This window comes from Chitinimonas arctica (assembly GCF_007431345.1).
GTDB classification, from domain to species: Bacteria; Pseudomonadota; Gammaproteobacteria; order Burkholderiales; family Chitinimonadaceae; genus Chitinimonas; species Chitinimonas arctica.
The window spans coordinates 3,585,800-3,609,821 of sequence record NZ_CP041730.1 but is presented as its reverse complement, the minus strand read 5'-3'; the positions used below and the strand labels follow the sequence as shown (position 1 = coordinate 3,609,821).

19 protein-coding genes are annotated in these 24,022 nt (G+C 62.1%); 14 read left to right on the top strand and 5 right to left on the bottom strand.

Annotation, left to right across the window (positions count from 1 at the left end; genetic code table 11):
• Positions 1-3: 3 nt before the first annotated feature.
• The 10 genes from FNU76_RS16380 to FNU76_RS16335 all read left to right on the top strand — a co-directional run bounded on the left by FNU76_RS16380 (position 4) and on the right by FNU76_RS16335 (position 11,445).
• Positions 4-2,358: an MMPL family transporter gene (locus FNU76_RS16380; RefSeq protein WP_223879060.1), complete on the top strand. Its 2,355-nt coding sequence runs from the start codon at positions 4-6 to the stop codon at positions 2,356-2,358.
• On the top strand, positions 2,348-2,617 hold the full coding sequence (locus FNU76_RS16375; protein ID WP_223879059.1) for a CBU_0592 family membrane protein: 270 nt from the start codon (positions 2,348-2,350) through the stop codon (positions 2,615-2,617). Before FNU76_RS16380 ends, FNU76_RS16375 begins: the two co-directional genes overlap by 11 nt.
• A 36-nt stretch (positions 2,618-2,653) precedes the next feature.
• Positions 2,654-3,880 (top strand): NAD(P)/FAD-dependent oxidoreductase, encoded by a 1,227-nt coding sequence (locus FNU76_RS16370; RefSeq protein ID WP_144279181.1) that lies wholly within the window; start codon positions 2,654-2,656, stop codon positions 3,878-3,880.
• Positions 3,868-4,437: a DUF3261 domain-containing protein gene (locus tag FNU76_RS16365; RefSeq protein WP_179958151.1), complete on the top strand. Its 570-nt coding sequence runs from the start codon at positions 3,868-3,870 to the stop codon at positions 4,435-4,437. The genes FNU76_RS16370 and FNU76_RS16365 overlap by 13 nt, the downstream gene beginning before the upstream one ends.
• A 139-nt stretch (positions 4,438-4,576) precedes the next feature.
• Positions 4,577-5,653 (top strand): beta-ketoacyl-ACP synthase, encoded by a 1,077-nt coding sequence (locus tag FNU76_RS16360; protein WP_308418563.1) that lies wholly within the window; start codon positions 4,577-4,579, stop codon positions 5,651-5,653.
• A 3-nt stretch (positions 5,654-5,656) separates the two neighbouring features.
• Positions 5,657-6,136 carry a hotdog family protein gene (locus FNU76_RS16355; protein WP_144279179.1) on the top strand — a complete coding sequence of 160 codons (480 nt, stop codon included), beginning with the start codon at positions 5,657-5,659 and terminating at the stop codon, positions 6,134-6,136.
• Complete coding sequence (gene fabG, locus FNU76_RS16350) at positions 6,129-6,860, top strand: 3-oxoacyl-ACP reductase FabG (protein ID WP_144279178.1); 732 nt, start codon at positions 6,129-6,131, stop codon at positions 6,858-6,860. The genes FNU76_RS16355 and fabG overlap by 8 nt, the downstream gene beginning before the upstream one ends.
• Positions 6,841-8,076: a beta-ketoacyl-ACP synthase gene (locus FNU76_RS16345; RefSeq protein WP_373279702.1), complete on the top strand. Its 1,236-nt coding sequence runs from the start codon at positions 6,841-6,843 to the stop codon at positions 8,074-8,076. Before fabG ends, FNU76_RS16345 begins: the two co-directional genes overlap by 20 nt.
• A gap of 188 nt (positions 8,077-8,264) precedes the next feature.
• On the top strand, positions 8,265-9,767 hold the full coding sequence (locus tag FNU76_RS16340) for a hypothetical protein (RefSeq protein WP_144279177.1): 1,503 nt from the start codon (positions 8,265-8,267) through the stop codon (positions 9,765-9,767).
• A gap of 985 nt (positions 9,768-10,752) precedes the next feature.
• Positions 10,753-11,445 carry a hypothetical protein gene (locus FNU76_RS16335; protein WP_144279176.1) on the top strand — a complete coding sequence of 231 codons (693 nt, stop codon included), beginning with the start codon at positions 10,753-10,755 and terminating at the stop codon, positions 11,443-11,445.
• A gap of 282 nt (positions 11,446-11,727) precedes the next feature.
• On the opposite strand, the gene FNU76_RS16330 is transcribed toward FNU76_RS16335, so the two are convergent.
• Positions 11,728-12,639 carry a LysR family transcriptional regulator gene (locus FNU76_RS16330; protein WP_144279175.1) on the bottom strand — a complete coding sequence of 304 codons (912 nt, stop codon included), beginning with the start codon at positions 12,637-12,639 and terminating at the stop codon, positions 11,728-11,730.
• Between the two features lie 202 nt (positions 12,640-12,841).
• Between FNU76_RS16330 and FNU76_RS16325 the strand changes: the two genes are divergently transcribed.
• Positions 12,842-13,483: an NAD(P)-dependent oxidoreductase gene (locus FNU76_RS16325; protein ID WP_144279174.1), complete on the top strand. Its 642-nt coding sequence runs from the start codon at positions 12,842-12,844 to the stop codon at positions 13,481-13,483.
• Positions 13,484-13,540: 57 nt separating this feature from the next.
• Here FNU76_RS16325 and FNU76_RS16320 read toward each other — a convergent pair whose 3' ends face one another.
• Both FNU76_RS16320 and FNU76_RS16315 read right to left on the bottom strand, forming a co-directional pair.
• Positions 13,541-14,221: a Fe2+-dependent dioxygenase gene (locus FNU76_RS16320; protein WP_144279173.1), complete on the bottom strand. Its 681-nt coding sequence runs from the start codon at positions 14,219-14,221 to the stop codon at positions 13,541-13,543.
• Between the two features lie 107 nt (positions 14,222-14,328).
• Positions 14,329-16,572 carry a TonB-dependent receptor gene (locus tag FNU76_RS16315; protein ID WP_144279172.1) on the bottom strand — a complete coding sequence of 748 codons (2,244 nt, stop codon included), beginning with the start codon at positions 16,570-16,572 and terminating at the stop codon, positions 14,329-14,331.
• 413 nt (positions 16,573-16,985) lie between these two features.
• Here FNU76_RS16315 and FNU76_RS16310 point away from each other — a divergent pair, with 413 nt between their 5' ends.
• Entirely contained in the window at positions 16,986-19,190 is a 2,205-nt protein-coding gene (locus tag FNU76_RS16310; protein WP_144279171.1) for a RelA/SpoT family protein, read from the top strand.
• A gap of 65 nt (positions 19,191-19,255) precedes the next feature.
• Here the strand turns inward: FNU76_RS16310 and FNU76_RS16305 are convergent, their stop codons facing one another.
• Entirely contained in the window at positions 19,256-19,873 is a 618-nt protein-coding gene (locus tag FNU76_RS16305; protein WP_144279170.1) for a PEP-CTERM sorting domain-containing protein, read from the bottom strand.
• Between the two features lie 341 nt (positions 19,874-20,214).
• Between FNU76_RS16305 and FNU76_RS16300 the strand changes: the two genes are divergently transcribed.
• Together FNU76_RS16300 and FNU76_RS16295 are read left to right on the top strand one after the other, a co-directional pair.
• Entirely contained in the window at positions 20,215-20,685 is a 471-nt protein-coding gene (locus FNU76_RS16300) for a YehS family protein (RefSeq protein ID WP_144279169.1), read from the top strand.
• A gap of 294 nt (positions 20,686-20,979) precedes the next feature.
• Positions 20,980-22,617: a hypothetical protein gene (locus tag FNU76_RS16295; protein WP_144279168.1), complete on the top strand. Its 1,638-nt coding sequence runs from the start codon at positions 20,980-20,982 to the stop codon at positions 22,615-22,617.
• 33 nt (positions 22,618-22,650) lie between these two features.
• On the opposite strand, the gene FNU76_RS16290 is transcribed toward FNU76_RS16295, so the two are convergent.
• The gene (locus FNU76_RS16290; protein WP_144279167.1) at positions 22,651-23,895 is read right to left on the bottom strand and encodes an MFS transporter; all 1,245 of its coding nucleotides are present in this window, start codon (positions 23,893-23,895) and stop codon (positions 22,651-22,653) included.
• Positions 23,896-24,022 lie beyond the last annotated feature (127 nt).

Here is a 24,022-nt window from a genome sequence, read left to right as displayed (position 1 = left end):
AGCTTGCTCAACCCTGAGGAAGGCGCGGCCAGGTCCGTGCGGTCCCGGCGCTGGCTTGCCCTGGCCTGGGCCGTGGTGGTGCTCGGCATCCTGGCGCACCAGTTCCAGTTCTGGCGCGCCAGCCGGCTCGATACCGACGTGCTGGCGCTGCTGCCGGAAGATGAGCAAAACCCGGCGGTAAGCGCCGCCGGCCGGCAATTGGCCGACCAGGCCGGCCGCCAATTGGCGATGCTGGTCGGCGCCGACGACTGGCCGGCTGCCAAGCAAGCCGCCGCCGCCGCCCGCACCGCCCTGGCTGGCCATACCGACCTGCTGCAAATACAGGCCGGCGATGCCCAGGCTTTCGATAGCACGCTGGCCTTCTACCGTCCCTGGCGCGATCGGCTGCTGACGCCGGCCCAGCGCGACTGGCTAAGGCAGGCAGGACCGGAGGAGGTGGGCGGCAGGGCATTGATGCAGCTGTACCAGCCGGCCGGTCCCAAACTGGGCGAATGGCGCGATGATCCCCTGGGCCTGTGGCCGCAATGGTGGGAAGCGCGCGGCCAGGAAACCCGCGCGCGGCCGCGCGATGGCCAGCTATGGCTGCGAGCCGAAGGGCGCGACTGGATACTGCTGAACTATCGCAGCCGCAGCGCCGGCTTCGCCGCCAGCGGCGAGACGCCGGTGACCGAGGCATTGGCGCAAGCCCGTGCCGCCGCCGCAGCCGTGGTACCCGGCGCCAGGCTGGTCGCCATCGGCGTGCCCCTGTACGCCGAAGCGGCCGCCGCGCAAGCCAGCCGCGAAATGAGCACCATAGGTTATGGCTCCTTGGCGGCGGTGCTGCTGCTGGTCTGGCTGACCTTCCGCTCGCTGCGTCCGATTGCCCTGGTCGCCCTCTCCTTGCTGATCGGCTGCGCGGCAGCCTTGAGCGTGACCGCCCTGCTGTTCGAGCGGGTGCATCTGATTACCTTGGTCTTCGGCGCCAGCCTGGTCGGCGTGGCGGAAGATTACGGCTTCCACTATTTCGCCGCCCGCCAGGGCCAGCCGCCCGAGCAGCGCTGGCGCTTGATGCGCGCATTGCTGCCCGGCCTGGCGCTGGCCCTGCTGACCAGCGTGCTGGCCTACCTGGCCTTGGGCCTGGCGCCCTTCCCCGGCCTGCGGCAGATGGCGGTCTTCTCGGCGGTGGGACTGCTGGCCGCCTTCCTGACCGTGGTGTGCTGGTTCCCCGCGCTGGATGGCGGGCAATTGCCCCGCACGGTGCTGGCCGACCGGCTGGGCCGCAGCCTGATGCGCTGGCCGCGCTGGCGGCCAAACCGCCGTGGCTGGCTGGGCTTGCTCGGGCTGGCCTGCTTTATCGGCCTGGGCCTGAGCCAATTGCGCAGCCAGGACGATATCCGCCAGCTGCAAAGCGCGCCGCCCCAGCTGATTGCCGCCCAGCGCGAACTGGGCCGCCTGCTCGGCTTGCCCAGTCCGGTGCAGTTCTACCTGATCGAAGGCGCCGACGCCGAACAGGTGCTGCAGCGCGAAACCACCTTGAAGCAAAGGCTGGACCGGCTGCAGGCGGCCGGTGTGCTGGAAGGCTACCGCGCCGTTTCCGATTGGCTGCCGGCACAGTCGCAACAACGGACCGATGCGGCCTTGACCGCCGCCGCCGAAGCCATTGCCTTGCAAGCCGTCACCCGCGCCAGCGGCGAAACCGCCAGCCGTGCCGACTTCGCCGAACCGCCGCTGCTGCCGGAACAATGGCTGGCCAGCCCCGCTGCCGCGACGCTGCGGGCGCAGTGGCTGGGCCGGCAAGGCGACCGCTACTACAGCGTCCTGCTGCTGCGGGGGCTGGACGACAACCGCGTGCTACCCAAACTGGCGGCCGCCGCGCAGGGGCTGGGCGGCGTCAGCTGGATTGACCGCACCGCGCAGATATCCAGCCTGATGCAGCGCTATCGCCTGATGATGGGTGGGCTGCTGGTGGCTGGTTACGCTGCCGTATTGCTGGTACTGCTGTGGCGCTTCCGCCGCGCCGCCTGGCGCGCCTTGCTGCCCACCGCGCTGGGCAGCCTGTTGACCCTGGCGCTGTTCGGCTATCTGGGCGAACCGCTGCAACTTTTCAACGCCCTGGCCCTGCTGCTGTTGCTGGGCATGGGCGTCGATTACGGCATCTTCCTGCTGGAACATCCCGGCGACGGCTCCGCCTGGCTGGCGGTGGCGCTGGCCGGCGTGAGCACCCTGCTGTCCTTCGGTCTGCTGGCGCTATCCGCCACGCCGGCACTGCGGGCCTTCGGCCTGACCATGTTGCTGGGCGAAGTGCTGATCTGGCTGCTGACGCCTTTCTTCCGCCCGGCCCATCCGGCTGCCACCCTATCGAGAAGCCATGCTCCCTAGCCTGAACCGATTTGTCCTGCAAAATATCCGCGCCATCGAGATGGTCGGCGTATTGATGCGCATCTTCAGCTTCAGCCTGGTGAGCTGGCTGGGACCGCAGAGCCCCTTTATGTTCGTCTGGGCGTTCAACACCCTGGACGCGCTGATGCTGTCCTGGTGCTCGGCGCTCAAGCGCGACCCGGCCTACACCTTGCTCAACACTTTCTGGATACTGGTCGGCGTGGTAGGGATGCTGCGAGCCGGGAACCTACTACATTGATGGACTTCGCATCTTTAACCTTTAAGGAACAACGGCATGCGGCTCGAGCAAACTGAAATCCTGATCATCGGCGCCGGTCCGGCCGGTTCGGTGGCGGCGGGCCTGTTGCGCAAGCAAGGCCGGCAGGTGCTGGTGATCGAAAAGGAGCAGTTCCCACGATTTTCCATCGGCGAAAGCCTGCTGCCGCAAAGCATGGCCTATATCGAAGCGGCCGGCTTTTTGCAGGACGTGGTGGAAGCCGGTTTCCAATACAAGAACGGTGCGGCCTTCCAACGGGGCGAGCGGCGCACCGAATTCGATTTTCGCGATAAGTTCTCCGCCGGCTGGGGCACCACTTACCAGGTGCAGCGGGCCGATTTCGACCACGTCTTGGCCAAGGCGGCGGAACGGGCCGGCGCCATCGTGCGCTACCGGCACCAGGTCAAGGCGGTGGACGTGAGCGGCGAACGGCCCTGGGTGACGGTGGCCGATGCCGATGGGGAAAGCTATCGGATCGAAGCCCGCTTCCTGCTCGACGCCAGCGGCTTTGGCCGGGTGCTGCCGCGCCTGCTCGACCTGGAAAGCCCGTCCGGCTTCCCGCTGCGCGGCGCCTTCTTTACCCATGTGCAGGACAATATTCCGGCGGGTAGTTTCGACCGCAACAAGATACTGGTCAGTGTCCATCCCGAGCATGTGCATGTCTGGTTCTGGACCATTCCGTTCTCCAACGGCCGTTGTTCGCTGGGCGTGGTGGCGAAGAGCGAGTTTCTCGCCCAGTACGGCGGCAGCGAAACGGAGCGCCTGCAGGCCATCGTGGCGGAAACGCCCTCCCTGGCCAAGCTGCTGCAACACGCCGTCTGGGATACCCCCGCCCGGCAGCTGCAGGGCTATGCCGCCAACGTCAAATCGCTGTGGGGCAAGCATTACGCCTTGCTGGGCAATGCCGGCGAGTTTCTCGACCCGGTATTCTCCAGCGGTGTCACCATCGCGGTGAAGTCCGCCAGCCTGGCCGCCGCCGCCATTGCCCGTGAATTCGCCGGCGAGCAGGTGGATTGGCAGGCCGACTATGCCGAGCCGCTCAAGGCGGGCGTGGATACGTTCCGCGCCTTTGTGGAGAGTTGGTATGCCGGCGGCTTCCAGGATGTAATCTTCCACGAGGGGGGCGCTCCCGAAATCCGCCGCATGATCTCCGCCATCCTGGCCGGTTATGCTTGGGACCGGGACAATCCCTACGTGGCCGAGCCGCGTCGGCTCAAGACCCTGGAGCAGCTGTGCGGCGCTTGATCCTCGCCGGCCTCTGCCTATGGCTGGCCGCCTGCGCCCATCGGCCGGCGGAAACAGCCTTGCGGCTGCCCGACCTGCGGCTGCCCGACCTGCGGCTGCCGCCGGCCGCCTTCGGCCATAGCGTGGGCCTGGCACAGCGCTTGACGCTGACACGCCCCGGCAAGGACAACGACGCCCAGCAAAGCCTGGATGTGTTGCTGGAAATCGACCCCGCCAAGGTCAAGTTGGCCGCCTTCGCCTTGAACCAGCGCATTCTCACGCTGGACTGGGATGGCACGCGGCTCCATAGCGAACGCCATCCGCGCCTCCCCGCCGAAGTGGATGCCGAACGGGTGCTGCGCGATCTGCAGTGGGCACTGTGGCCGGCCGAGGCCATCCGTGCCGGACTGCCAGCCGGCTGGACGCTGGAGGACTCGGCCGGGCAGCGCGTACTGCGCCATGCCGGCCAGGTCCAACTGCGGATCGGCTACAGCGGCACGCCGCGCTGGCAAGGAAAGTTGGAGCTGCACAATCTGCTGCAAGGCTATCGCCTCGGCATTGAATCGACGGAACAGTAGCCATGACCCAGCCGGTCTATCTCAATCAACTCGGCATCGTCTGCGCCCTGGGCGCCGGCCAGCAGGCGGTCCGCCAGGCCTTGTTCGCCGACCGCCCGGCGGCCTGGCCGCCGATCGCGACCTGCTACCGGGGCGCGAAGTGCAGCTGGGACATGTCACCGCAGCGCTGGCCGACGTGGCGGTGCTGCCCGCCCGCCTACGCAGCCGCAACAATGCCATGCTGCTGACCGCCCTGGCGCAGATCCGGCCCGCCGTCGATGCCGCCATCGCCCGCTTCGGACCGGCCCGGGTCGGGCTGATCCTGGGTACCAGCACCTCCGGCATAGACGAGGGCCAACAAGCCATGCGCCATTTCCAGGAAGCAGGCTGCCTGCCGACCGGCTTCGACCTGGCGCAGCAGGAAATGGGCTCGATGAGCATGGCCCTGAGCGGCTTGCTGGGACTGGCCGGCCCGGCCATGGTGATCTCGACCGCTTGCTCGTCCAGCGCCAAGGCCCTGGCCAGCGCCGCCCGGCTGCTGCGGGCGGATATGTGCGACGCCGTGATCGCCGGCGGCATGGATGCCCTGTGCAATTTGACGGTGGGCGGCTTTGCCGCGCTGGAATCGGTCAGCGCCGAACGCTGCAACCCGCTCAGCGTTACCCGCAAAGGTATCAATATCGGTGAAGGCGGCGCGCTGTTCCTGATGTCGCGCCAGGCCGGGCCGGTACGGTTGGCCGGCTGGGGAGAGTCTTCCGACGCTCACCATATCTCGGCCCCGGCACCGGACGGCCGCGGCGCCCTGGCCGCCATGCGCGAGGCCTTGGCGCGTGCAGGGTTGTCGCCCGCCGACATCGACTATATCAATCTGCATGGAACCGCCACGCTGCAGAACGATGCGATGGAAAGCCTGGCCGTCAGCCAGTTGTTTGGCCATGCCGTCCCGGTCAGCTCAACCAAGCCTTTGACCGGCCACACCCTTGGCGGTGCCGGCGCCCTGGAGGCCGCCTTGTGCTACCTGGCCTTGACCGACAATCCGGCAGGCCAGCTTCCGCCGCATTGGTGGGATGGCCAGCGCGACCCTGCCTTGCCGGCCTTGCGGCTGGCCGCCGTCGGCGAGCGCTTGCATCGCCCGCTGGATCGCGTCCTGAGCAACTCCTTTGCCTTTGGCGGCAGCAATGCCACGCTGGTATTGGAGCGCGTCGCCACGCCCAACCCCTTACATTCCGCCGAATAGCCCATGCGCCTTGCCGTAACCGTCCCCATCCACGCCCTCATACCGCATCGCGGCCCCATGTGCCTGCTCGATCGCGCGCTTGAAGCCGACCAGGACAGCCTGGTTGCCGAACTGGAGATCCGCCCGGACAGCCTTTTCCATGACGGCAATGGCGTCGGCGCCTGGGTCGGCATCGAGTATATGGCGCAAGCCGCCGCCGCCCACGCCGGCTGGCTGGCCCACCGCCAAGCGGAAAAGGGATTGGCGGATGGCCGCAAGATCGGCTTTCTGCTGGGTAGCCGCCACTACGCCTGCCGGCGCCCGCTATTCTGCAACGGAGAGGTGCTGCGTATCACGGTGCGGCGCGAGTTTGCCGCGGACAACGGCCTGGCACAGTTCGAATGCCATATTGATATCGCCGGCCAACAAGTCGCCGAAGCGATACTGACGGTACTGGTGCCTGACGATGCGAATGCACTATTGAGTGACGCCAACCATGTCTGACAACACTATCCTGGTAACCGGCTCCAGCCGCGGCATCGGCAAGGCCATCGCCTTGCGGCTGGCGCGCGATGGCTACGATATCGTGCTGCATTGCCGTAGCGGCCGGGATGCCGCCGCCGCGGTGGCGAGCGAGATCGAAAGCCTGGGCCGGCAAGCACGTATCCTGCAATTCGACGTTGCCGATCGGCACGCCGCCGGCGAGGCCCTGCTGGCCGACGTGGAAGCGCACGGTTGCTACTATGGCGTGGTCTGCAATGCCGGCATCGCCCGCGACAACGCCTTCCCGGCCATGCCGCCGGCCGACTGGGACGCGGTCATCCATACCAATCTGGATAGTTTCTACAACGTCCTGCATCCCCTGACCATGCCGCTGGTGCGCCGGCGCAAACCCGGCCGCATCGTGACCCTCGCATCGGTATCCGGCCTGATCGGCAATCGCGGCCAAGTCAATTACAGCGCCGCCAAGGCCGGCATCATCGGCGCCAGCAAGGCATTGGCCATGGAACTGGCCAGCCGCGCCATAACCGTGAACTGCGTCGCGCCCGGCCTCATCGATACCGACATGGTCGAACCGGCGGTGCTGGACGAAGCGCTCAAGCTGATCCCGGCCCGCCGCATGGGCAAGCCTGAAGAAGTGGCGGCGGTAGTCAGCTTCCTGATGAGCGAGGATGCCGCCTATATCACCCGCCAGGTGATTTCGGTCAATGGCGGTATGCCGGGATGAAGCGGGTCGTCATCAGCGGCTGCGGCGCCATCAGCCCCTGGGCCATGATTGGGCAACCGTCTCGAACAGCCTGAGATCCGGTCGCAACGCCGTCCGTACCATGCCGGAATGGTCCCGCTACGAGGGCCTGGCGGTCCGCGTCGCGGCGCCGGCCGCCCCGTTCGAACTGGACCCTCAGCGCTACCACCGCAAGAGTCTGCGCAGCATGGGACGGGTCGCCATCATGGCCACCCGTGCCAGCGAGCTGGCCTTGGCCGATGCAGGCCTGCTCGGCCACCCGTTGCTGCAAAGCGGCCAACTGGGCATCGCCTACGGATCGTCGTCCGGTACGCCGCAGTCGGCGGGCGATTTCGGCCGCATGGTGCTCGAGAACAATACCGACGGCATCAATGCCACCACCTATATCAAGATGATGTCGCACACCGCGGCGGTGAATATCGGGGTGTTCTTCGGCATCACCGGCCGCATTGTCGGCACCAGCAGTGCCTGTACCTCCGGCAGCCAAGGCATAGGCTATGCCTACGAGATGATCCAGTCCGGCAAACAGATCGCCATGCTGGCAGGCGGCGCCGAAGAGCTGGACGCCACCCAGGCGGCCGTCTTCGATACCTTGTTCGCCGCCAGTACCCGCCAGGAACCGGATCTGACACCCCGGCCATTCGACCGCGACCGCGACGGGCTGGTCCTCGGTGAAGGCGCCTGCACCCTGATTCTGGAAGAGCGCGAACACGCCTTGGCACGCGGCGCCACCATCCATGCCGAGGTATGCGGATTCGGCACCAATAGCGATGGGCGCCATGTCACCCAACCTCACGCCGACACCATGGCGTTGGCCATGCGCCTGGCCTTGGCCGATGCGGCGCTACCCCCTACCGCTATCGGCTATGTCAATGCCCACGGCACCGCCACCGATCACGGCGACACGGCCGAAAGCCACGCCACCCGCCTAGTGTTCGGCGAAGCCATCGCCATCGCCTCGCTGAAGAGCCAGATGGGCCACACCCTGGGCGCCTGCGGCGCGCTGGAAGCCTGGATAAGCATCATGATGATGCACGATGGCTGGTTCGCCCCCACCCTCAACCTGCTCGCACCGGACCCTGCCTGCGCCAGCCTGGACTATTTGACCGGGGGTGGGCGGCATATCGATACCGAATATGTCATGAGCAATAATTTTGCTTTTGGCGGGATCAATACCTCTTTGATTTTCAGTCGGTAAGAAAACCCCACAAAGTCCCCTTACGCGCGCGGGATGTGTGGAAATACCCAGCAGAATGCTTGTCGCCAAAGCGAACCTTGCCTCGCCCTGCAGGCCTTGCTACGCTTGTCGGTTCGCCGTTTCAAAGATCAAAGAGACTCACTTCCCATCCATTGGCGGCTATCCGTTCCCTTACCCTTCGGATTGCCGTGGTCGATCAGCTCGTCCCGCACGCGGGCGCGACGCCGGCATTCCGGCTAAAACCGTTTAAACGCGGCCTTTCCTATTCATCAAAGAGTGTCATGTTACTCACTGCGCCATTGTCCCTTGCTCGCATATTGTCTTGTTTCATCCTGTTGGCCTTGCTCTCCGGTTGCGCAAGTATCTCCATCGCCCTGGATCCATTGAAACTACCGCCGAAGTCGGAATTGAGTCCGGTAGTGCTCAGCATCAGCAGTAACTCCGGAGAGATCTACGGTGTCAGTACGGTCGTCGTGCGTCGCCTGCCAGGGGCAGGCGCTACCGACTCGCATGAGGAGCAATTTGAATTACGCCGGACCGCGCGTGCGATATCGCGCGATACCTCCCTGTTCGTCGCTGCGTTGCCGCCCGGAAGATACGAATTCCTGAATTTGGAAGATTACGCCTCGCGAAAGATGCTTTCTCTGCAGGGCATGAGTGAGTTAATCGGTAAATTCAGCGTAAAGGCCGGCAAACCCGTCGATCTAGGTCGCCTGATACTGACGCCCATCAACAGCAATGTCGTCGTCGCCCGCAGCGAGCGGGTCGTGACGAACATCGCGCTGCTGCGAAATGCCTCGCCTGAGCATGCCCAGTTGTTCGACAAGGTGGCGGATCCAGGCTGGGAAGCGCCCCGTTCGCCCCGGGACCGTGTCGAGGAATACGCGATGCATCGTCCGATTGGCGCCCTTTGCCCCACCGAAATGGCTGACGGCAGAGTCGTGGCGGCAAGCCGCCTGGGTACGGTGTTGGTACGCAATACCAGCGGCCGCTGGCAATTGCTACGCTCGGCCGGCATCGAGTCGCTGAGATGTGTCACCCCAGTCAACTTGCCGGATGCGGAATTGTTGGTGGTGGGCGAACTCGGGACCTTGCTGCGTAAGCCGCCCGGTGAGCAAAAACTGCTGCCGGTTGCCACCGGCGACCTGCCTCCCGGCAACCTGGTGCGTATCATCGGCAACGTCGATGCGGGGTGGTACGTGGCGGTGCAAAACAATACCGAAATTACGCTTTACCACTCCGCGGTACTCGAATCGGGTAAATGGAAGGCCCTACGCAAGGATGATATCGCCTACAGTATATGGAGCGGTGCCAACGGTTTCTGGATATGGGAAACCGCAAACGGCCTGGCTTACACCACGGCAACCGGTCCCATCCACTTCCTCGATTTTGCCAGCGGCCAGTGGACCGACCGCGACACGCCAAACAAAGACAGGCTGATTGACATCAATATCGATCCGGCCGGCAGCATAAGCACGCTTACTTCGCCGGGCGGCGGCATGAAGGGTGTGTTTGCCGGCGTGCATGTCTCGGCCGACCAAGCGCAAAGCTGGCAGCCGATGAACGTACCCATCACGGTCAAGCTTTCGCCGATCCAGCAGAGCTACGATGGAACCATGTATATGGCCGGGGGCTTCGCGACGGTGAGCTGCAGGTCAGTCGGGACAAAGGCCAGAGCTGGTCCTCGCTAGGAGAATACGAACTGGGCCGGACGCTCGTGCCGCTAAGGTCCGGCACGCTGCTCGACATCAATTGGGGGAGGTTCGGATTATTCTCGATTCGTCGCTCGAATGACGCCGGCAAGAGTTGGGAAAGCGAGTACGATAATTTCGACCCCCAGGCTTACGCTTACCAGCACCCACCCAGGAAGCCGGTAACCCGGTCCAACTAGCGCTTGCCGCTGATATATCCGCATGGTTTCGCCTCGACTTAGGTCGGGGCTTTTTTCCTGCCGAGCGGGTATTACCAACAAATTTGTGAAAACATGCGCAGATTTACGTAAGCGAAACGCCTACCCGCTCCTTTACGTTGACTTCATCAAATAGGGCTTGGCCACACAATCAGGAGAAAGGAAAGCCTGCGGGGAGACCCATAGGGATAACACCCCCGTTCCAGAAGTAGCTTAAATAAACAATACTTCACAAGGAGTGCGGAAATGAAGGCTAAACGTGCCATTTTTGCCGTCGCAACTTTTGTAGGATTGTGCTGTACCGCTTATGCCGCCACTTGCCAGGAATGCATCTGTAAAAAGACGAATGGCGGCTATATTTGCGTATGCAATGTCTGCAGCGACCCTGTGCCCCCTACCCCACCCAACCCGCCAACGCCTCCCACACCGCCCGACCCTCCGAAGCCATAAATTCTTTCGGTGCTATCTAACTTAGGTATGACGGCTTGCGCCGCCACCCGCATATGCAAATCACATCCAAATTGTCTTTATGCATTGCACTGCTTTCAATCGTGCTGGCATGGTGGTTTTTGGAGAGCGGCCAAAATGGGGAGTCCATCGCCGCCACTGGATTTTCTCAAGCGGTCGCGCATAGGGGTGGCTGGTTCGAATCGCCAGACGCTAAGCATGGGTCGGATACCGCGATAATAAGCAATCGTCACGACCGGTCCGAAACATCCTCACCGGCTCGTGCCGATTTCTCGCGTATATTGCGGCAATTCAATCAAATGCAGAGTTTCCGTGCCTTCTTTTTCGATGCCATAAAGCATCCCGAACAAGGCGGTTATGCCTATGGTTTCGCCGCGCTGGAGCAGCTGGACCATTGCTTGCGGGCCATCAAACCAGCACCGGGACCACCGCCACTCCTCGATGCGGAGCAGCAAGCCGCGAAATCGACACTAATGGTGCGTTGCGACCTATCGGAAGACGAACTCAATGCCGCCCGGGGACAGCTGGCACACGATATAGACTTCACGCGCGACCCCCTGCTCACGCTGGTCGAGAGATCGTTACGCGCGACCGGGCCCGCTGCAAAAAGCGCTATCGCACACGAGACCCTGGCCCTGGCCGATCCCGCCATACTCAGATCCCTTCAAGCCAGCAATATGGAATTCCCGGCGCCCAATGCGCAAGGACCGCGCTATTACCTCGCCGGCCGCTGGTACGAAGGCAAGGAGAGCGCGCTGGATATGGAGCAGGCATGGGCGCTCGCCAATTGCGAACTGGGCATGGACTGCGGACCGGATACCACGGCGACCTTGGTGCAATGCGTCCAGCACGGCTGGTGCGCCGACAATCTGCAGGACGCCGTCCGGATTGGCCTTGGCGCCGATCGGTACGATAGGGTGAGCATGCTTCGCCAGCAGATCATATCCGCCGTCAAACGGCGGGATGCGGCCGTGTTTTCGCCACCTCCCTAAGTAAACCCCGGTTCTCGCGCGAGGATTTTTTCAGCAATGAAACTGAAGCAATGGCTTTGCCACCAGTCCCCTTTGTTTTTATCTCATCATCAAGCGGGCAATCCCTCGCGCCAGCAACAATCGCGCGCATACGCCATAGTGTTATACCATTGGAAATAGGCATGTATTCACCTTATAAAATCAATAAATATCGCCAATAAGTAAATTATATATAGCCACAGCAGCATATCTTTCGGCAATACGTGCGAGCTGTCGCTTTTTTGTTCGCAGAGCAAGCGCATGTTATTGAGCGCTACTGCCCACTCCCTCCCCAATCAATGGCCGCAAAAAAGCGATCAACGCCCTTACCTTGGCCGGCAGATAGCGGCCGGCAGGGTAGACGGCATAGATCCCGCCTTCCGGCAGCATCCAGTCCGGCAACAGCAATTGCAGGCGACCGGATGCCAGTTCCGCATGGATCATATAGTCGGGCAGCACGGTGCAGCCCACCCCCGCGCCGGCGCATTCGCGCGCCACGGTGGCGCTGTTTACCCGCATGGCGGCACGTGCCGTAATGGTTTCACGCTGGCCATCCGCCGCTTGAAACTGCCAGGTCAAGGGCGCCGGCAAGGCGGTCAAGGCGACCCAGGGTTGGCCGTTGAGGTCGGCGGGCTGCTGGGGCTGGCCGATCCTGGCCAATAGGGCCGGGGCGGCGACCGGAAGCTGGCGAAAGGTGCCCAGCTTGAGCGCACGCAGGCGCGAATCGGTCAGGAAACCATGGCGTATGGCCAGGTCTATGCCCTCGCCGACCAGGTCCAATACTCGGTCGGCACCGATCAGTTCGATTTCCAGCGCGGGATGGGCCAAGGCAAAGCGCGCCAGCAAGGGGCCCAGCACGCCGGCGGTGTAGTCCGCCGGCGCGGTCAAGCGCAGGCGACCTTCGATACGGGTGCCGTCGCCCACCTGCTCCAGCACCCGCTGCAGCTCCGCCAATAAAGGCGTGCTTGCCTTATGCAAGGCATCCCCCGCCTCGGTCGTCATCACCCGCCGGGTGGTACGGCTGAACAAGGCCACGCCCAGCTCGGCTTCCAACTTGGCCACCTGCTGGCTGACTTGCGATTTGGCCAGGCCCAAGCGTTCGGCGGCGGCGGTAAATCCGCCGGCTTCCACGACTGCGGCAAAGATACCCAGGCGATTGAGATCGGTTTGTTTCATCAGGAAGCCCCGGCAATGCCTCGCATACGTAATCAGGCATGATGGTTCTTGGAACAAGAACAATCAATTCTGGTTTATCGCGTTTATCCGATCAATAGTTTCACGCATCATGCCCTTATCGCCACCAGCCAAACACGGCGGTACGGCGCACTACTTCAACGTGATGCGGTTCCAAGCGACCGCTACTCCAAGGAAATCGACTATGAAAATCGCCCTGATCGGCGCCACCGGCTTTGTCGGCAGTGCCTTGCTGACCGAAACCCTCTCCCGTGGCCATGAAGTGATTGCCCTGAGCCGCTCGCCGGCCAAGCTGGCCAGCCAGCCCAACTTACGCGTCGTGGTGGCCGATGTGTACGACAGTGCCCAGGTAGCCAAAGCGGTACAAGGGGTGGATATCGTGTTGAGCGCGTTCAATCCCGGCTGGGACAAGGCCGATATCCATGATCTGTTCCTGCAGGGTCAGGACGCCATCGTCGCGGGTGTCAAGGCCGCAGGCGTCAAACGTTTTATCAGCATCGGCGGGGCCGGCAGCCTGTTCGTGGCGCCGGGCGTGCAGCTGGTCGATACGCCCGACTTCCCACCGCAATATCGCCAGGGCGCGCTGGCGGCCCGTGAGGCATTGAACCGTATCCAGGGGGAAGCCGAACTGTCGTGGAGCTTTGTCTCGCCGCCGGTCTTCCTGGCGCCGGGCGAACGCACCGGTCAATATCGGCTGGGACAGGACGAAGTATTGTTCGACGGCGGACAACCGGCCGGCATTTCCACCGCCGACCTGGCAGTCGCCGTACTGGATGAAGTACAGACCCCTCGCCATATCCGCCGCCGTTTTACCGCCGCGAATTAATGCTTCATCCTGCTGGAACCGGCATCCCCAAGCGGCAGGGGATGCCGTCCTCGGAAACTACAGCTCGACCCACTGCCGCAGCAGGTTATGGTAAACACCCGTCACCCGCACGATTTCGGCGGTGTCGCCATACTTTGCGCGCAGGGTCTGGATGGATTGGTCGAGATCGAACAGCATGGCGCGGCGCTCGGCCGAGCGCACCATGCTTTGTATCCAGAAGAACGAGGCCAAGCGGGTACCTCGGCTCACCGGCTCGACCCGGTGCAGACTGGTGGCGGGATAGAGAATCATATCGCCAGCGGCCAATTTGACGGCATGCAGGCCATAGCTGTCCTCGATCACCAGATCGCCGCCGTCGTACTCCTCCGGCTCGCTCAGGAACAGGGTGGCCGAGAGGTCGGTACGGACGCGTATCTCGGTGCCCGGCACGCCACGGACCGCATTATCGACATGGTTGCCGAAATCCTGCCCGCCTTCATAGCGGTTGAACAGCGGCCGGATGATCTCCTTCGGCAAGGCAGCGGAAAAAAACAGCCCGTTGCCCTGCAAGGCGCGCCGAATGATCTGACCGATCTCCTCGGTGGCCGGATCGTCATGCGGCAGCTGCTGATTGCGCTTGACCAGGGAGGACTGCGACCCGGCCGTCACCCGTCCATCGCCCCAGCCGGCAGCATCCAACAGGCGCCGGCAGTGGCGCACCGTCGGGGCATCCAGCACGGCGGGAATATGCATCAGCATAAGAAAAGCTCCATCCAGATAAAACCGACCACCTGACAAAGCAGAACCGCCGCGGCCAAAAGCCGGGCGGTTCTGTTACGACACGGACTGATTATCGCACAGGCGCTTTACCAGAACTTGTAGCTCACCGTCAGGCGGGCGCTACGGTCGGTACCGGGTGTCACGAAGCCGGGGTAGAAACCTTCGTAGTAGCGCTTGTTGCTCAGATTGTAGACATTGAGCTGGGCGCTCAGGTCGCGGTGGGTGTATTCCACCATGCCGTCCCAGCGGGTAAAGGCCGGCAGCGACATATTGTTGGCCAGCAGGCTGCCGTTGCTATAGCGGTCGGCGAAGCGCTTGCCCATGCTGTTGGCGCCGAAACCCACCTTCCAGCTGTCGTTGAAGCGATAGCTCGTCCAGACATTGGCGGTATGGCTAGGCGCGTTCGGCGGGCGCTTGCCGACATTGGCCGCGACATCGGACTTGTCGATACGCGGATTCATATAGGCGTAGCCGGCGAACACGGACCAGTGCTCATTGATCTGGCCGGCCGCTTCCAACTCGATACCCTTGGTGGAACGTTGACCGGACAGCAGATAGTCCTCGCTCGGCGTGGTGTTGGTCACGTCGGTCTGGCGCTCATTGGTCTTGATGGTATTGAAGATGGCGGTACGCAAGGACAATTGCTTGTTCAGCAGATCCCACTTGGCGCCGATCTCGTAGTTCTTGTTCTTTTCCGGTGGCGTGTTCATCCCCAGTCTATCCAGCGCATAAGCTTCAGCGGAAGGATTGAACGAAGTACCGTAGGCGGCGTAGTAGCTCTGCGTGCTGTCGGGCTGCCAGATCAGGCCGGCGCGGGTGCTCCAGACGCTTTCCTTGCGCTGGCGTGCATCGATCACCTTACCGGCGTTGGGGCCGACTTGCGGACGGGTGTCCACCTCGGTCTTGAAGCGGTCGTAACGGGCGCCCAACAGGACCTTGAATTGCGGGTTGAGCGCAATCAGGTCTTGTATGAACAGGCCGGTGGTCTGCGCGGACACCTTGCCGATCGCGGTAGTCACCAGCGGAGCGCACGCTACCGGCGTATTCGCGCCGGGGTTGCCTACGGTGCCTTCCGGCAGGGTACAGGTGAGATTGCCGCCCTGCGCGTTCACGCCATGGGCGCGGCTGGTCAGGTCCAGCTTCTCGCGGGTCAATTCCAGGCCGGTCACCAGCTCGTGGCGCAAGGCGCCGGTATCGAGCTTGAAAGTCAGATCGGTCAGGTTGGAAGCGATATCCTGCTCGCGCAGGCGCAGCGGCCGGCCACGGGTGATCTTGCTGGCGTCGGTCAACTCGCCGCCCGTCACGGTGGTATTGAGGCGGGGGGCCGAAGCGCGCATATCGGTTTCGTACTTGCCCAGGCGGGTCGCGTTGTGCAGGGTCACGCCCGGCGCAAAGCGGTGCTGGATATCGAGGGTACCGGCATTGACCTTGTTGCGCTCGCGGTCGATGGCGGTCAAGCCGAAGAACTTGTCGGCGATGGGCAAGGGCTCGCCACGGAAATAAGGCACGCCGTAGTCGGGGATATTGTCTTCTTCGTAATGCAGGAAGCCGACGGTGATTTCGGTCGGCGTGCCGATACCGAACTTCACCGAAGGCGCCACGCCCCAACGGTTCTGCTCGGCGCCTTCGCGGAAGCTGTCGGCCTTCTGCTTCATCATATTGACGCGCAGACCGGAAGTCTCGCTCAAACCCTTGTTGAAGTCGCCTTCGAAACGCAGGAAGTTATGGCTGCCGATGGTGCCCGACACGCTATACAGATCGCTCTGGAACGGCGTCTTGCTGACCTGGTTGATCACGCCGCCGGTGGAACCCTTGCCGTACAGCATGGAAGCCGGGCCGCGCAGGATTTCGACCCGGTCGATAAAGAAGGTGTCGCGGTTGTACTGCGCTGCATCGCGGAAGTTGTCGAGGAAGATGTCGTTGGTGGCGGCGAAACCGCGCATCACGATACCGTCGCCGGAATTACCCCCTTCGGAGGCATTGAACGTAATACCGGGCGCATTGTAGAGCGCTTCCTTGAGGGTATTGGCGTCACGGTCGCGCATCAGCATCTGGGTCACGCTGGTGGTGGCCTGCGGGATATCCCGCACCGCTGCGGGCGTCCGGCCGACGGTGGTGAATTCAGCCTTGTAGGTGGAACCGGTCCCGTTCGGATCGGTCTGACGGTCCGCTTCCACCTTGATGGGTGCCAGCACTTTTTCGGTCTTGGGTGCAGGCTTCACCTCTTCGGCATGGACAGCCACGGAACCGATCGCACTGGCGACCAATACGGCGGCAGGCAGCTTGGCAAAATGACGCACCGCGCTGGATTTTTTTTCGATTTCCCTCATGACTTGCAAACTCCCGACAAATAAAGCTGTAAAGAACCCGCGCGCGTGCGCGCGAAGTTCGCGCGATGCCGTGCATCCGCGCAGAAAAAAAGCCGGCCCCCGCAAAGGGGCCGGTGAGTCCGTACTGGAGATGACGCGAGGCCGCCGGTGTGGAGAGCGAGCCGGCCCCGCTTGCAAACGACCACAGCCGGGGAGCCAGTGGTCATTCGCAGCTATTCATTGCTAACCCTGCGAGTGATTTCCCGATCGCAACCGCCGAGCCGTGTGCAACGAATGAGTGCATATTAACGAGAAACATTCCTATTTGCAAACACAATTGAGAAACATTTTCATTTGAACTCCATTTCATCGCCCCTTTACTCAACGTGCCGCCGCTGCGGCCCGGCCGCACAGCGCGTGGCATAATTCACCGCATGGTTGCTCCCACACGTCCCCTGGCCCTTTCCGTGGCCGAAGCCGCCGACCCGCAGGCCTGGCTGTCCCGTCTCGCCGATCGCTATAGCAGCGAGGAGATGGCGCGGCTGGACACCGCCATGGATTGGGTGCAAGCGCTCTACGCCGGCCAGCGCTACACGCCGATAGATGCACCGGTCTTCCCACACGCGGTCGCCGCGGCCAGCATCGTGGCGGATTTGCGTCTTTCGGCCGATACCGTCATCGCCGCCCTGCTGTTTTGCGCACCGGATTATCTGCCAGACGCCCATGCCCAGATCGCCGCCCGCTTCGGCGAGACGGTGGCGCACCTGGTCGATGGCATCAGCAAGGTACGCAAGATGTCGGCCCTGGCCAAGGTGGAGCCCGGGCGCAAGGAGGATGCCGCACAGCAGATCGAAACCCTGCGCAAGATGCTGCTGGCCATGGTGGAAGATATCCGGGTCGTGCTGGTCAAACTGGCCTGGCGCACCCAGACCATGCATTACCTGGCCCGTTGCGATGAATCCGTCCGGGTACCCATCGCCCGGGAGACCCTGGATATTTTCGCGCCATTGGCCAACCGCCTGGGCGTATGGCAGATCAAATGGGAACTGGAAGACCTCGGCTTTCGTTTTTTGCAGCCCACTATCTACAAAAAGATCGCCGGACTGCTGGACGAGAAGCGGGCCGATCGAGAGTCCTTTATCAGCGCAGCCATCGACAATCTGCGCGAGGCCTTGCAGAAGCAAGGCATCAAGGGCGACCTGATGGGCCGGCCCAAGCATATCTACAGCATCTACAAGAAGATGAAGCAAAAGCGGCTGGACTTCAGCGAGATGCACGACATCCGCGCGGTCCGCATCCTGGTGGAGAACATTGCCGACTGCTACACCGCCCTGGGTGTGGTGCACCATATCTGGCAACCGATTCCGGGCGAGTTCGACGACTATATCAGCCACCCCAAGGGCAATTTCTACCGCTCGCTGCACACGGTGGTGGTAGGCCCGCAGGACAAGGCGCTGGAGGTGCAGATTCGCACCTTCGAAATGCATGAACACGCCGAATATGGCGTTGCCGCCCATTGGCGCTACAAGGAAGGCGGCTCGGGCGACGCCCGCTACGAGGAAAAGATCGCCTGGCTACGTCAGCTGCTCGATTGGCGCGAGGACATGAGCCAGCAGACCTCGGTGGCGGAAGCCTTCCAGGCCGAGCTGTTCGACGACAGTGTCTATGCGCTGACCCCGGCCGGCCGCGTCATCGCGATGCCCAAAGGCAGCACTCCGGTGGATTTCGCCTATCACCTGCATACCGATCTGGGCCACCGCTGCCGCGGCGCCAAGGTGGACGGCCATATCGTGCCGCTGGATACGCCGCTGCAAACCGGCCAGCGGGTCGAGATCCTGGCCGCCAAGGAAGGCGGCCCCAGCATAGACTGGTTGCACCAAGGCTATCTGAAGAGCCACCGTGCCCTGACCAAGGTACGCCATTGGCTACGTCAGCAGAACCTCGACATCGCCATCGAAACCGGCCGGGGCATTCTGGATAGGGAGCTGGCGCGCGCCGGCAGCCATCCCAATCTGGAGGAGCTGGCCGACAAGCTGGGTTTCAAGCAGTTGAACGATCTGCTGGCCGCACTGGGGCAGAACGAAGTCACCTCGCGCGACCTGGCCATGGCGATGGCGCCTGCCGCCGCCGTCGCGCCGGTGGAAGCCGGCGATATCGTCAAACGGGCCCGGGCCGATACGCAAGGCGAAGGCATCCTGATCGAGGGCGTGGACAAGCTGATGACCATGCTGGCACGCTGCTGCAAACCGGTCCCGCCCGACGCCGTCATCGGCTTTGTAACCAAGGGCCGCGGCATCAGCATCCACCGCGGCGATTGCGCCACGCTCAAACGGCTGTCGGCCAAGGCGCCGGAGCGCATGATCGCCGCCGACTGGGGCGAGCAGCTGGCAGGCAGCGGCCATGGCCATGTCTTCGCCGCCGATGTCGAAATCGAGGCGCATGATCGGCCCAATCTGCTGCGTGATATTTCCGAGCTGTTCTCGCGCGACAAGATCAATGTCACGGCGGCGCAGACGCTGGCCAAGAACCAGATCGCGCGCATGCGTTTCACCCTGGAGATCCGCGATGCGCTGGGGCTTCGGCGGGTGATGGAGCATGTCCGTCAGGTGAATGGGGTAATTACGGTAGTGAGACGCTAGGACGGTATGGGAGGTACTGTCTGGATGCCCTCATGCCGGCTTTCATCGGCATGAGGGCTTGCCGCTTAACGGCGATTGCGACGACGAGCGATAGTCGCCATCAGCCCTAGGCCGGCCAGCAACATGGCATAGCTTTCCGGTTCCGGCACGGCGGCAACCGCCACGCCGTCAATCAGTCCACCGTAACCATCGGAAGTACCGACCGCACGGAATTCCAGGCGGGTAAAACCAGCCTTGCCCTTCAAATCATCCAGGTTCACTTCCAGCCAGGGACCAGGCTTGGACTTGCCGCTGAAGGTCGCCAGCTTGGTGCCGCCCCAATACACTTCAATCGGGTTGCTGGCGCTACCGCCGATATTGTCCGGCCGGGCCATATAGGCAAAGCTCAGGCTATAGATACCATTCAGGGTCGTAGCGATATCCTGGTACATAAAGCTGTTGCGGGTGGTGTCCAATTCGACGTACTGGTTACCGTCGTAGGCGCTGACGCCGCCAAGGGTACCGGTAGGCTGGATCTCGATGCCGGCCGAGCCGGTGGACCAGCCATCGATACCTGCGGAGAAGATGGTCCAGTGTGAAACCTGGTTGGCTTCGAAGCTACCATTGGTAACCAGGGAAGCGTTTGCGCCAACGGCGGCACAAGCCCAAAGTGCGGCGCAAAGGCCGCTCTGTACAAATTTCATTGTTGACACCCTGAAAATTTAAAGAATTATTCTTTGATAATGCAGCGATATTGGACGATCGTCCCGGCCAAGTCTATGGTCCATTCGGACTAGTCCCCCGAAACCGTTATCATGTCGCTTTCGCGCCCCGCCAGCCCGGCTGGCGGCACTGCCAAGCGCCAGGTCCAGGCCGCACCAGCGGGCAGCAGCCTCGCTCGCCCTTGAGTACCTGGAAATCGCCGGCGGGAACGGTACGATGGCAGGGAAGCAAATGGTTTCCCTGTGCACTATTTACCCAGCAACCGCTTAGACGTGGTTTCACCCAAGCTACAGATTTGCAGCAAATGACAACGGGAGTCGCAATGATCCACAACGACGTACTGCGCAGCGTGCGCTACATGCTCAATATCACCGACGGCAAGATCGCCGAGATCGCCAAGCTGCCGGAAGGCTTCGAATTGAGCAAGACCGATGTGATCGCCTACATGAAGATCGAGGGCGAAGAGGGCTACCTGCAATGCAGCGACGAGGTGATGGCGCATTTCCTGGATGGTTTGGTGATCCACAAGCGCGGCCGCGACAAGACGCGGCCACCGCAGCAGGTCACCTGGCCGATCACCAACAATATCGTGCTGAAAAAACTGCGGGTGGCATTCGAGCTGAAGGAGGACGACATCCATGAAATCCTCAACCTCGCCGGATTCAAGGTATCCAATCCGGAAGTAAGCGCCCTGTTCCGCAAGGAAGGTCATAAGCATTACCGTCACTGCGGCGATCAGTTCCTGCGTAACTTCCTCAAGGGCCTGACGCAAAGAATCCGGCCTACCAAGTAAGCTCGTCTCCGCTAGTGCGCACTGGTGGCTTCCGGCCGCGACGTGGATCGCGGCTGAATGGCGATCCAATCCATTCGATATATTCATTCAGCACAATCGTGCAATATTCCACATGAATGTGGATGGTGCGCGCGCACCCTCTCATTTGTAACAAAGCGTAAAAATGGGCGATGAAGGGGGTCTTTACTGTCGAAAAACAGAAACTAGTGCATTTTTTCAAAAGCTCTGAGTTTTTGAAAAAACTAGGTTCCGATTCCTGTTATGGATAGAACAATATCTTTTAAGGAACTTTCGATGCTTATGACACCCCCGCCGTCCTCGTCCGGCGCACGCCTAAATACCAATTGGAATACATCAGCCGCGCCGGCATCGGGTACGCAAACACTTGCCGGTCACATCATCGAGAGGGCAGACAGCGCTGACTGGCTGGGCGGGGCGAATAGCGAGCAGGCCTTGAACCTGCATCGCGCCGTTACCGCCCTGGCTTTCCCGCTGTGCGGCATATTGAGCGTCGACAGCAGTGACGAAGCCCTTCAGCCATACCTGTGCGCCCTTCGGGAAATCACACCCATGTTGGACCGCGCAAGACAGAAGCCCGCCGATAAAACCGTCAACACAAAAATCAGCCTGCCGCTACCTAACCCATTGAAAGAGATAGCAAGCCGCGATGACTATATGGGCTTCAGCAGCGTAGAGCTCCTCAGTGAATTGGGCGCCATCGAAAAATATATCCGGCACGCCAGCTTTACTCAGGAAATTTATACCTGTGGCAAGCGCGAGGTGCTATTGCATTTGCAGGCGCGCTTTACCGATCTGAACAGCATTCCGCCCAATAGCCGTGTTAGCGTAAGCACTGCCTTTGAGCGATGTGGCGGTAATCTGGATAGCATCCTGGATCATTTTCCGGAGTTGGCCGGACACCAAGCACTCGCGCATTTGAAAAATCGCCAATATGCTTCGCGGCTGGATGCCTCCGGGGCACTGGCGCAGTGGGCCGATGCCCTCGCCGAGCGTGTCGCCGATGCCCGGAAGAACGGTGCGCAGATTCACCACAAGCTGGTCAAATCGATACCGCCATCCCCTCTCGACACCGGGTCCATGCTCGAGCAGGCCATACGGCAGCCCCAGGAGCCGGGCAAACCGGCGGGAGATGCTGTCAGCATCGAAAAACAGGTCAGCGAGATGCTTTCGGCCCAATACGCAAACTGGGCCAAACTGGGCAGGGGCAGAATCAAATGCGACCTCTCCGGAATCAATACGCTCGGAAGTAACGATAAGTGGCACTTCAATATCACCCATTTACCGCACAGCACCCTACTCGAGATGGAAGCGACGCTTAAGTACGAGCTGGAGCTGGCGGTAGGCGGCATCGCCGCGCTCGATGCGCGCCAAGGCCAAATCAACGAGCAGCTTGCGAGTCTGCCGGGCAGGCTGCGGGAGCTGCAATTCTCGGAGCAATATATCGCTGCCATCATGAACGGCCGATTGCACGTACTCTTCTCCGTATGCGAATTCGATCTAAGCCGCATTGCCGATGCCTATCCCACCGTGATGGATAGCCCTCCTATCAAGGAAGCCGTAAAAACGGGTTTTATCCACTCCATGCTCGTACCCTTCCAGGAGCTGGCCAACATCAGGAAAACAAAGGCAAGCCTGTGTAGCAGCGGGGCCGAAAAGCTCCTGCAGCTGCTGGATATCCAGGAGCGGCTACACAATGGCACGGGCAAATTCATTGTAACGCCCGCCGCAGACGAAGTGGCCGATCCAGAATCCGCGATCAGGCAGTTGATACTCGCCGGCACATTTACCAATGCCTTGAATCACGCACATCGAAATATACAGACGAATCGCGACCAGATTGTCGTTTCCCGGCACGCCCTAATGGAATTCCAACAAGCGATCCCTGCCCAGACTTCGAGCGGGGTTAGGTGACGAAGCAATCAGCCGGGCAAGCAGCCGGCGCGGCTAAACCGGCTGCCTTGCCTCCACCTGCCTATCGATCTCGCCCACCGCCCAACCCAGCAGCAGCACGGCCGGCACGCCGGCCAGCAGCACCGCGTACCACAGCGAATTGCCGCCCAGCCGCGAATAGATCTGGCTACCTACCAGCGGCGCCAACAGGGTGCTGGTACTCCACAGGGTGGAATACATGCCGAAATAATGGCCGCTGCGGCGGCCTTCCGCCCTTTGCATCACGATCACCCCCAGCGTGGGCATCCACAGCATCTCCCCCACTGTCCATACCAGCGTGGAAAAGAGCACGCCCGGCAATCCATGCACCCAGGGCAGCATACCCAGCCCGACCACCATCAGCGCACTACCCCAAACCACTTGGCGGCGTACGCCGAAGCGCTGGATCCAGGCCGTCAGCGGCAGCTGGCACAAGCCCACCAGCAGGCCATTGAGGCCATGCTGCCACCCCACCCAGGCCGGGCTGAGATGGTGATATTCGCGCAGATAGGTGCCGAACAGGCCATTGACCTGGTCATACATCATCCCCAGCGGCAAAGCGGCCAACAGCAGAAACAGGAATGGCCGGTCGCGGTAAGGCGAAGCGCCGGGCTGCCCGGATGCGCTATGGCGGGCCGCGACAACCACCATATCGCGCGGCGGCGCAATCCGCCGCAAGGCGTAAGCCAGCCAAGCGGCCGCGACAAAGGAAGTCGCGGCGTCGCTCCACAGCACATAGCGGTAATCGAACCCAGCCAACATACCGCCGAAAAAGCCACCGACCGAAAAGCCCAGATTGATGGCGACACGGTGCAAGGATTGCGCGCGCGCCCTATCCTCAGGCTCGCAGGCTTCCATGATCAGGCGCTGCACCACCGGCCGGTAGCCGGAATCGGCGGCGCCACCGACAAACAGCAGCAAGGCCAGCAGCGGGGTCGCCTCGGCCCCGCTCAGCAGTACCAGCCCGCAACCGGAAGTGAGCAGACAGCCCACCGCCAGGCGGCGCGGAGAAACATGGTCGCTCAATACGCCCATGCCGTAGGCGCCCAGCAAGGTGCCGGCACCATAGGTGGCCAGCAACAAACCAATCGTATGAAGGGGCAGATGCAGGGTTTCGCGCAGGTAGATGGCCATGAACAACTTGGCCATGGCGCCCATGCGGTTGATAAAGGCGGTACACGCCAATATCCAGGCCATGGAGGGCAAGGTGAAGAGTCTCGCCAACACGGGCTGGCGTAAAAGCATTGCAACCGTGGCCATCAGGAACCTTGCCTAAGGGAAATAGCATGCTACTTTGCCAGTAAGGCACCGGCAGCGACAGACACAGTAGTCGTGCCGGCGAGCAGAACAGCAGGCACCCGCTGCGAGGGGCGTCCCGCGCACCGGG

Bases quoted from the DNA above. Each gene is read 5' to 3' on its own strand.
- FNU76_RS16375 (WP_223879059.1), top strand. From the start codon at position 2,348: ATGCTCCCTAGCCTGAACCGATTTGTCCTGCAAAATATCCGCGCCATC.
- FNU76_RS16370 (WP_144279181.1), top strand. From the start codon at position 2,654: ATGCGGCTCGAGCAAACTGAAATCCTGATCATCGGCGCCGGTCCGGCC.
- FNU76_RS16355 (WP_144279179.1), top strand. From the start codon at position 5,657: ATGCGCCTTGCCGTAACCGTCCCCATCCACGCCCTCATACCGCATCGC.
- fabG (WP_144279178.1), top strand. From the start codon at position 6,129: ATGTCTGACAACACTATCCTGGTAACCGGCTCCAGCCGCGGCATCGGC.
- FNU76_RS16345 (WP_373279702.1), top strand. From the start codon at position 6,841: ATGGCGGTATGCCGGGATGAAGCGGGTCGTCATCAGCGGCTGCGGCGC.
- FNU76_RS16335 (WP_144279176.1), top strand. From the start codon at position 10,753: ATGCAGAGTTTCCGTGCCTTCTTTTTCGATGCCATAAAGCATCCCGAA.
- FNU76_RS16330 (WP_144279175.1), bottom strand. From the start codon at position 12,639: ATGAAACAAACCGATCTCAATCGCCTGGGTATCTTTGCCGCAGTCGTG.
- FNU76_RS16325 (WP_144279174.1), top strand. From the start codon at position 12,842: ATGAAAATCGCCCTGATCGGCGCCACCGGCTTTGTCGGCAGTGCCTTG.
- FNU76_RS16320 (WP_144279173.1), bottom strand. From the start codon at position 14,221: ATGCTGATGCATATTCCCGCCGTGCTGGATGCCCCGACGGTGCGCCAC.
- FNU76_RS16315 (WP_144279172.1), bottom strand. From the start codon at position 16,572: ATGAGGGAAATCGAAAAAAAATCCAGCGCGGTGCGTCATTTTGCCAAG.
- FNU76_RS16310 (WP_144279171.1), top strand. From the start codon at position 16,986: ATGGTTGCTCCCACACGTCCCCTGGCCCTTTCCGTGGCCGAAGCCGCC.
- FNU76_RS16305 (WP_144279170.1), bottom strand. From the start codon at position 19,873: ATGAAATTTGTACAGAGCGGCCTTTGCGCCGCACTTTGGGCTTGTGCC.
- FNU76_RS16300 (WP_144279169.1), top strand. From the start codon at position 20,215: ATGATCCACAACGACGTACTGCGCAGCGTGCGCTACATGCTCAATATC.
- FNU76_RS16295 (WP_144279168.1), top strand. From the start codon at position 20,980: ATGCTTATGACACCCCCGCCGTCCTCGTCCGGCGCACGCCTAAATACC.
- FNU76_RS16290 (WP_144279167.1), bottom strand. From the start codon at position 23,895: ATGGCCACGGTTGCAATGCTTTTACGCCAGCCCGTGTTGGCGAGACTC.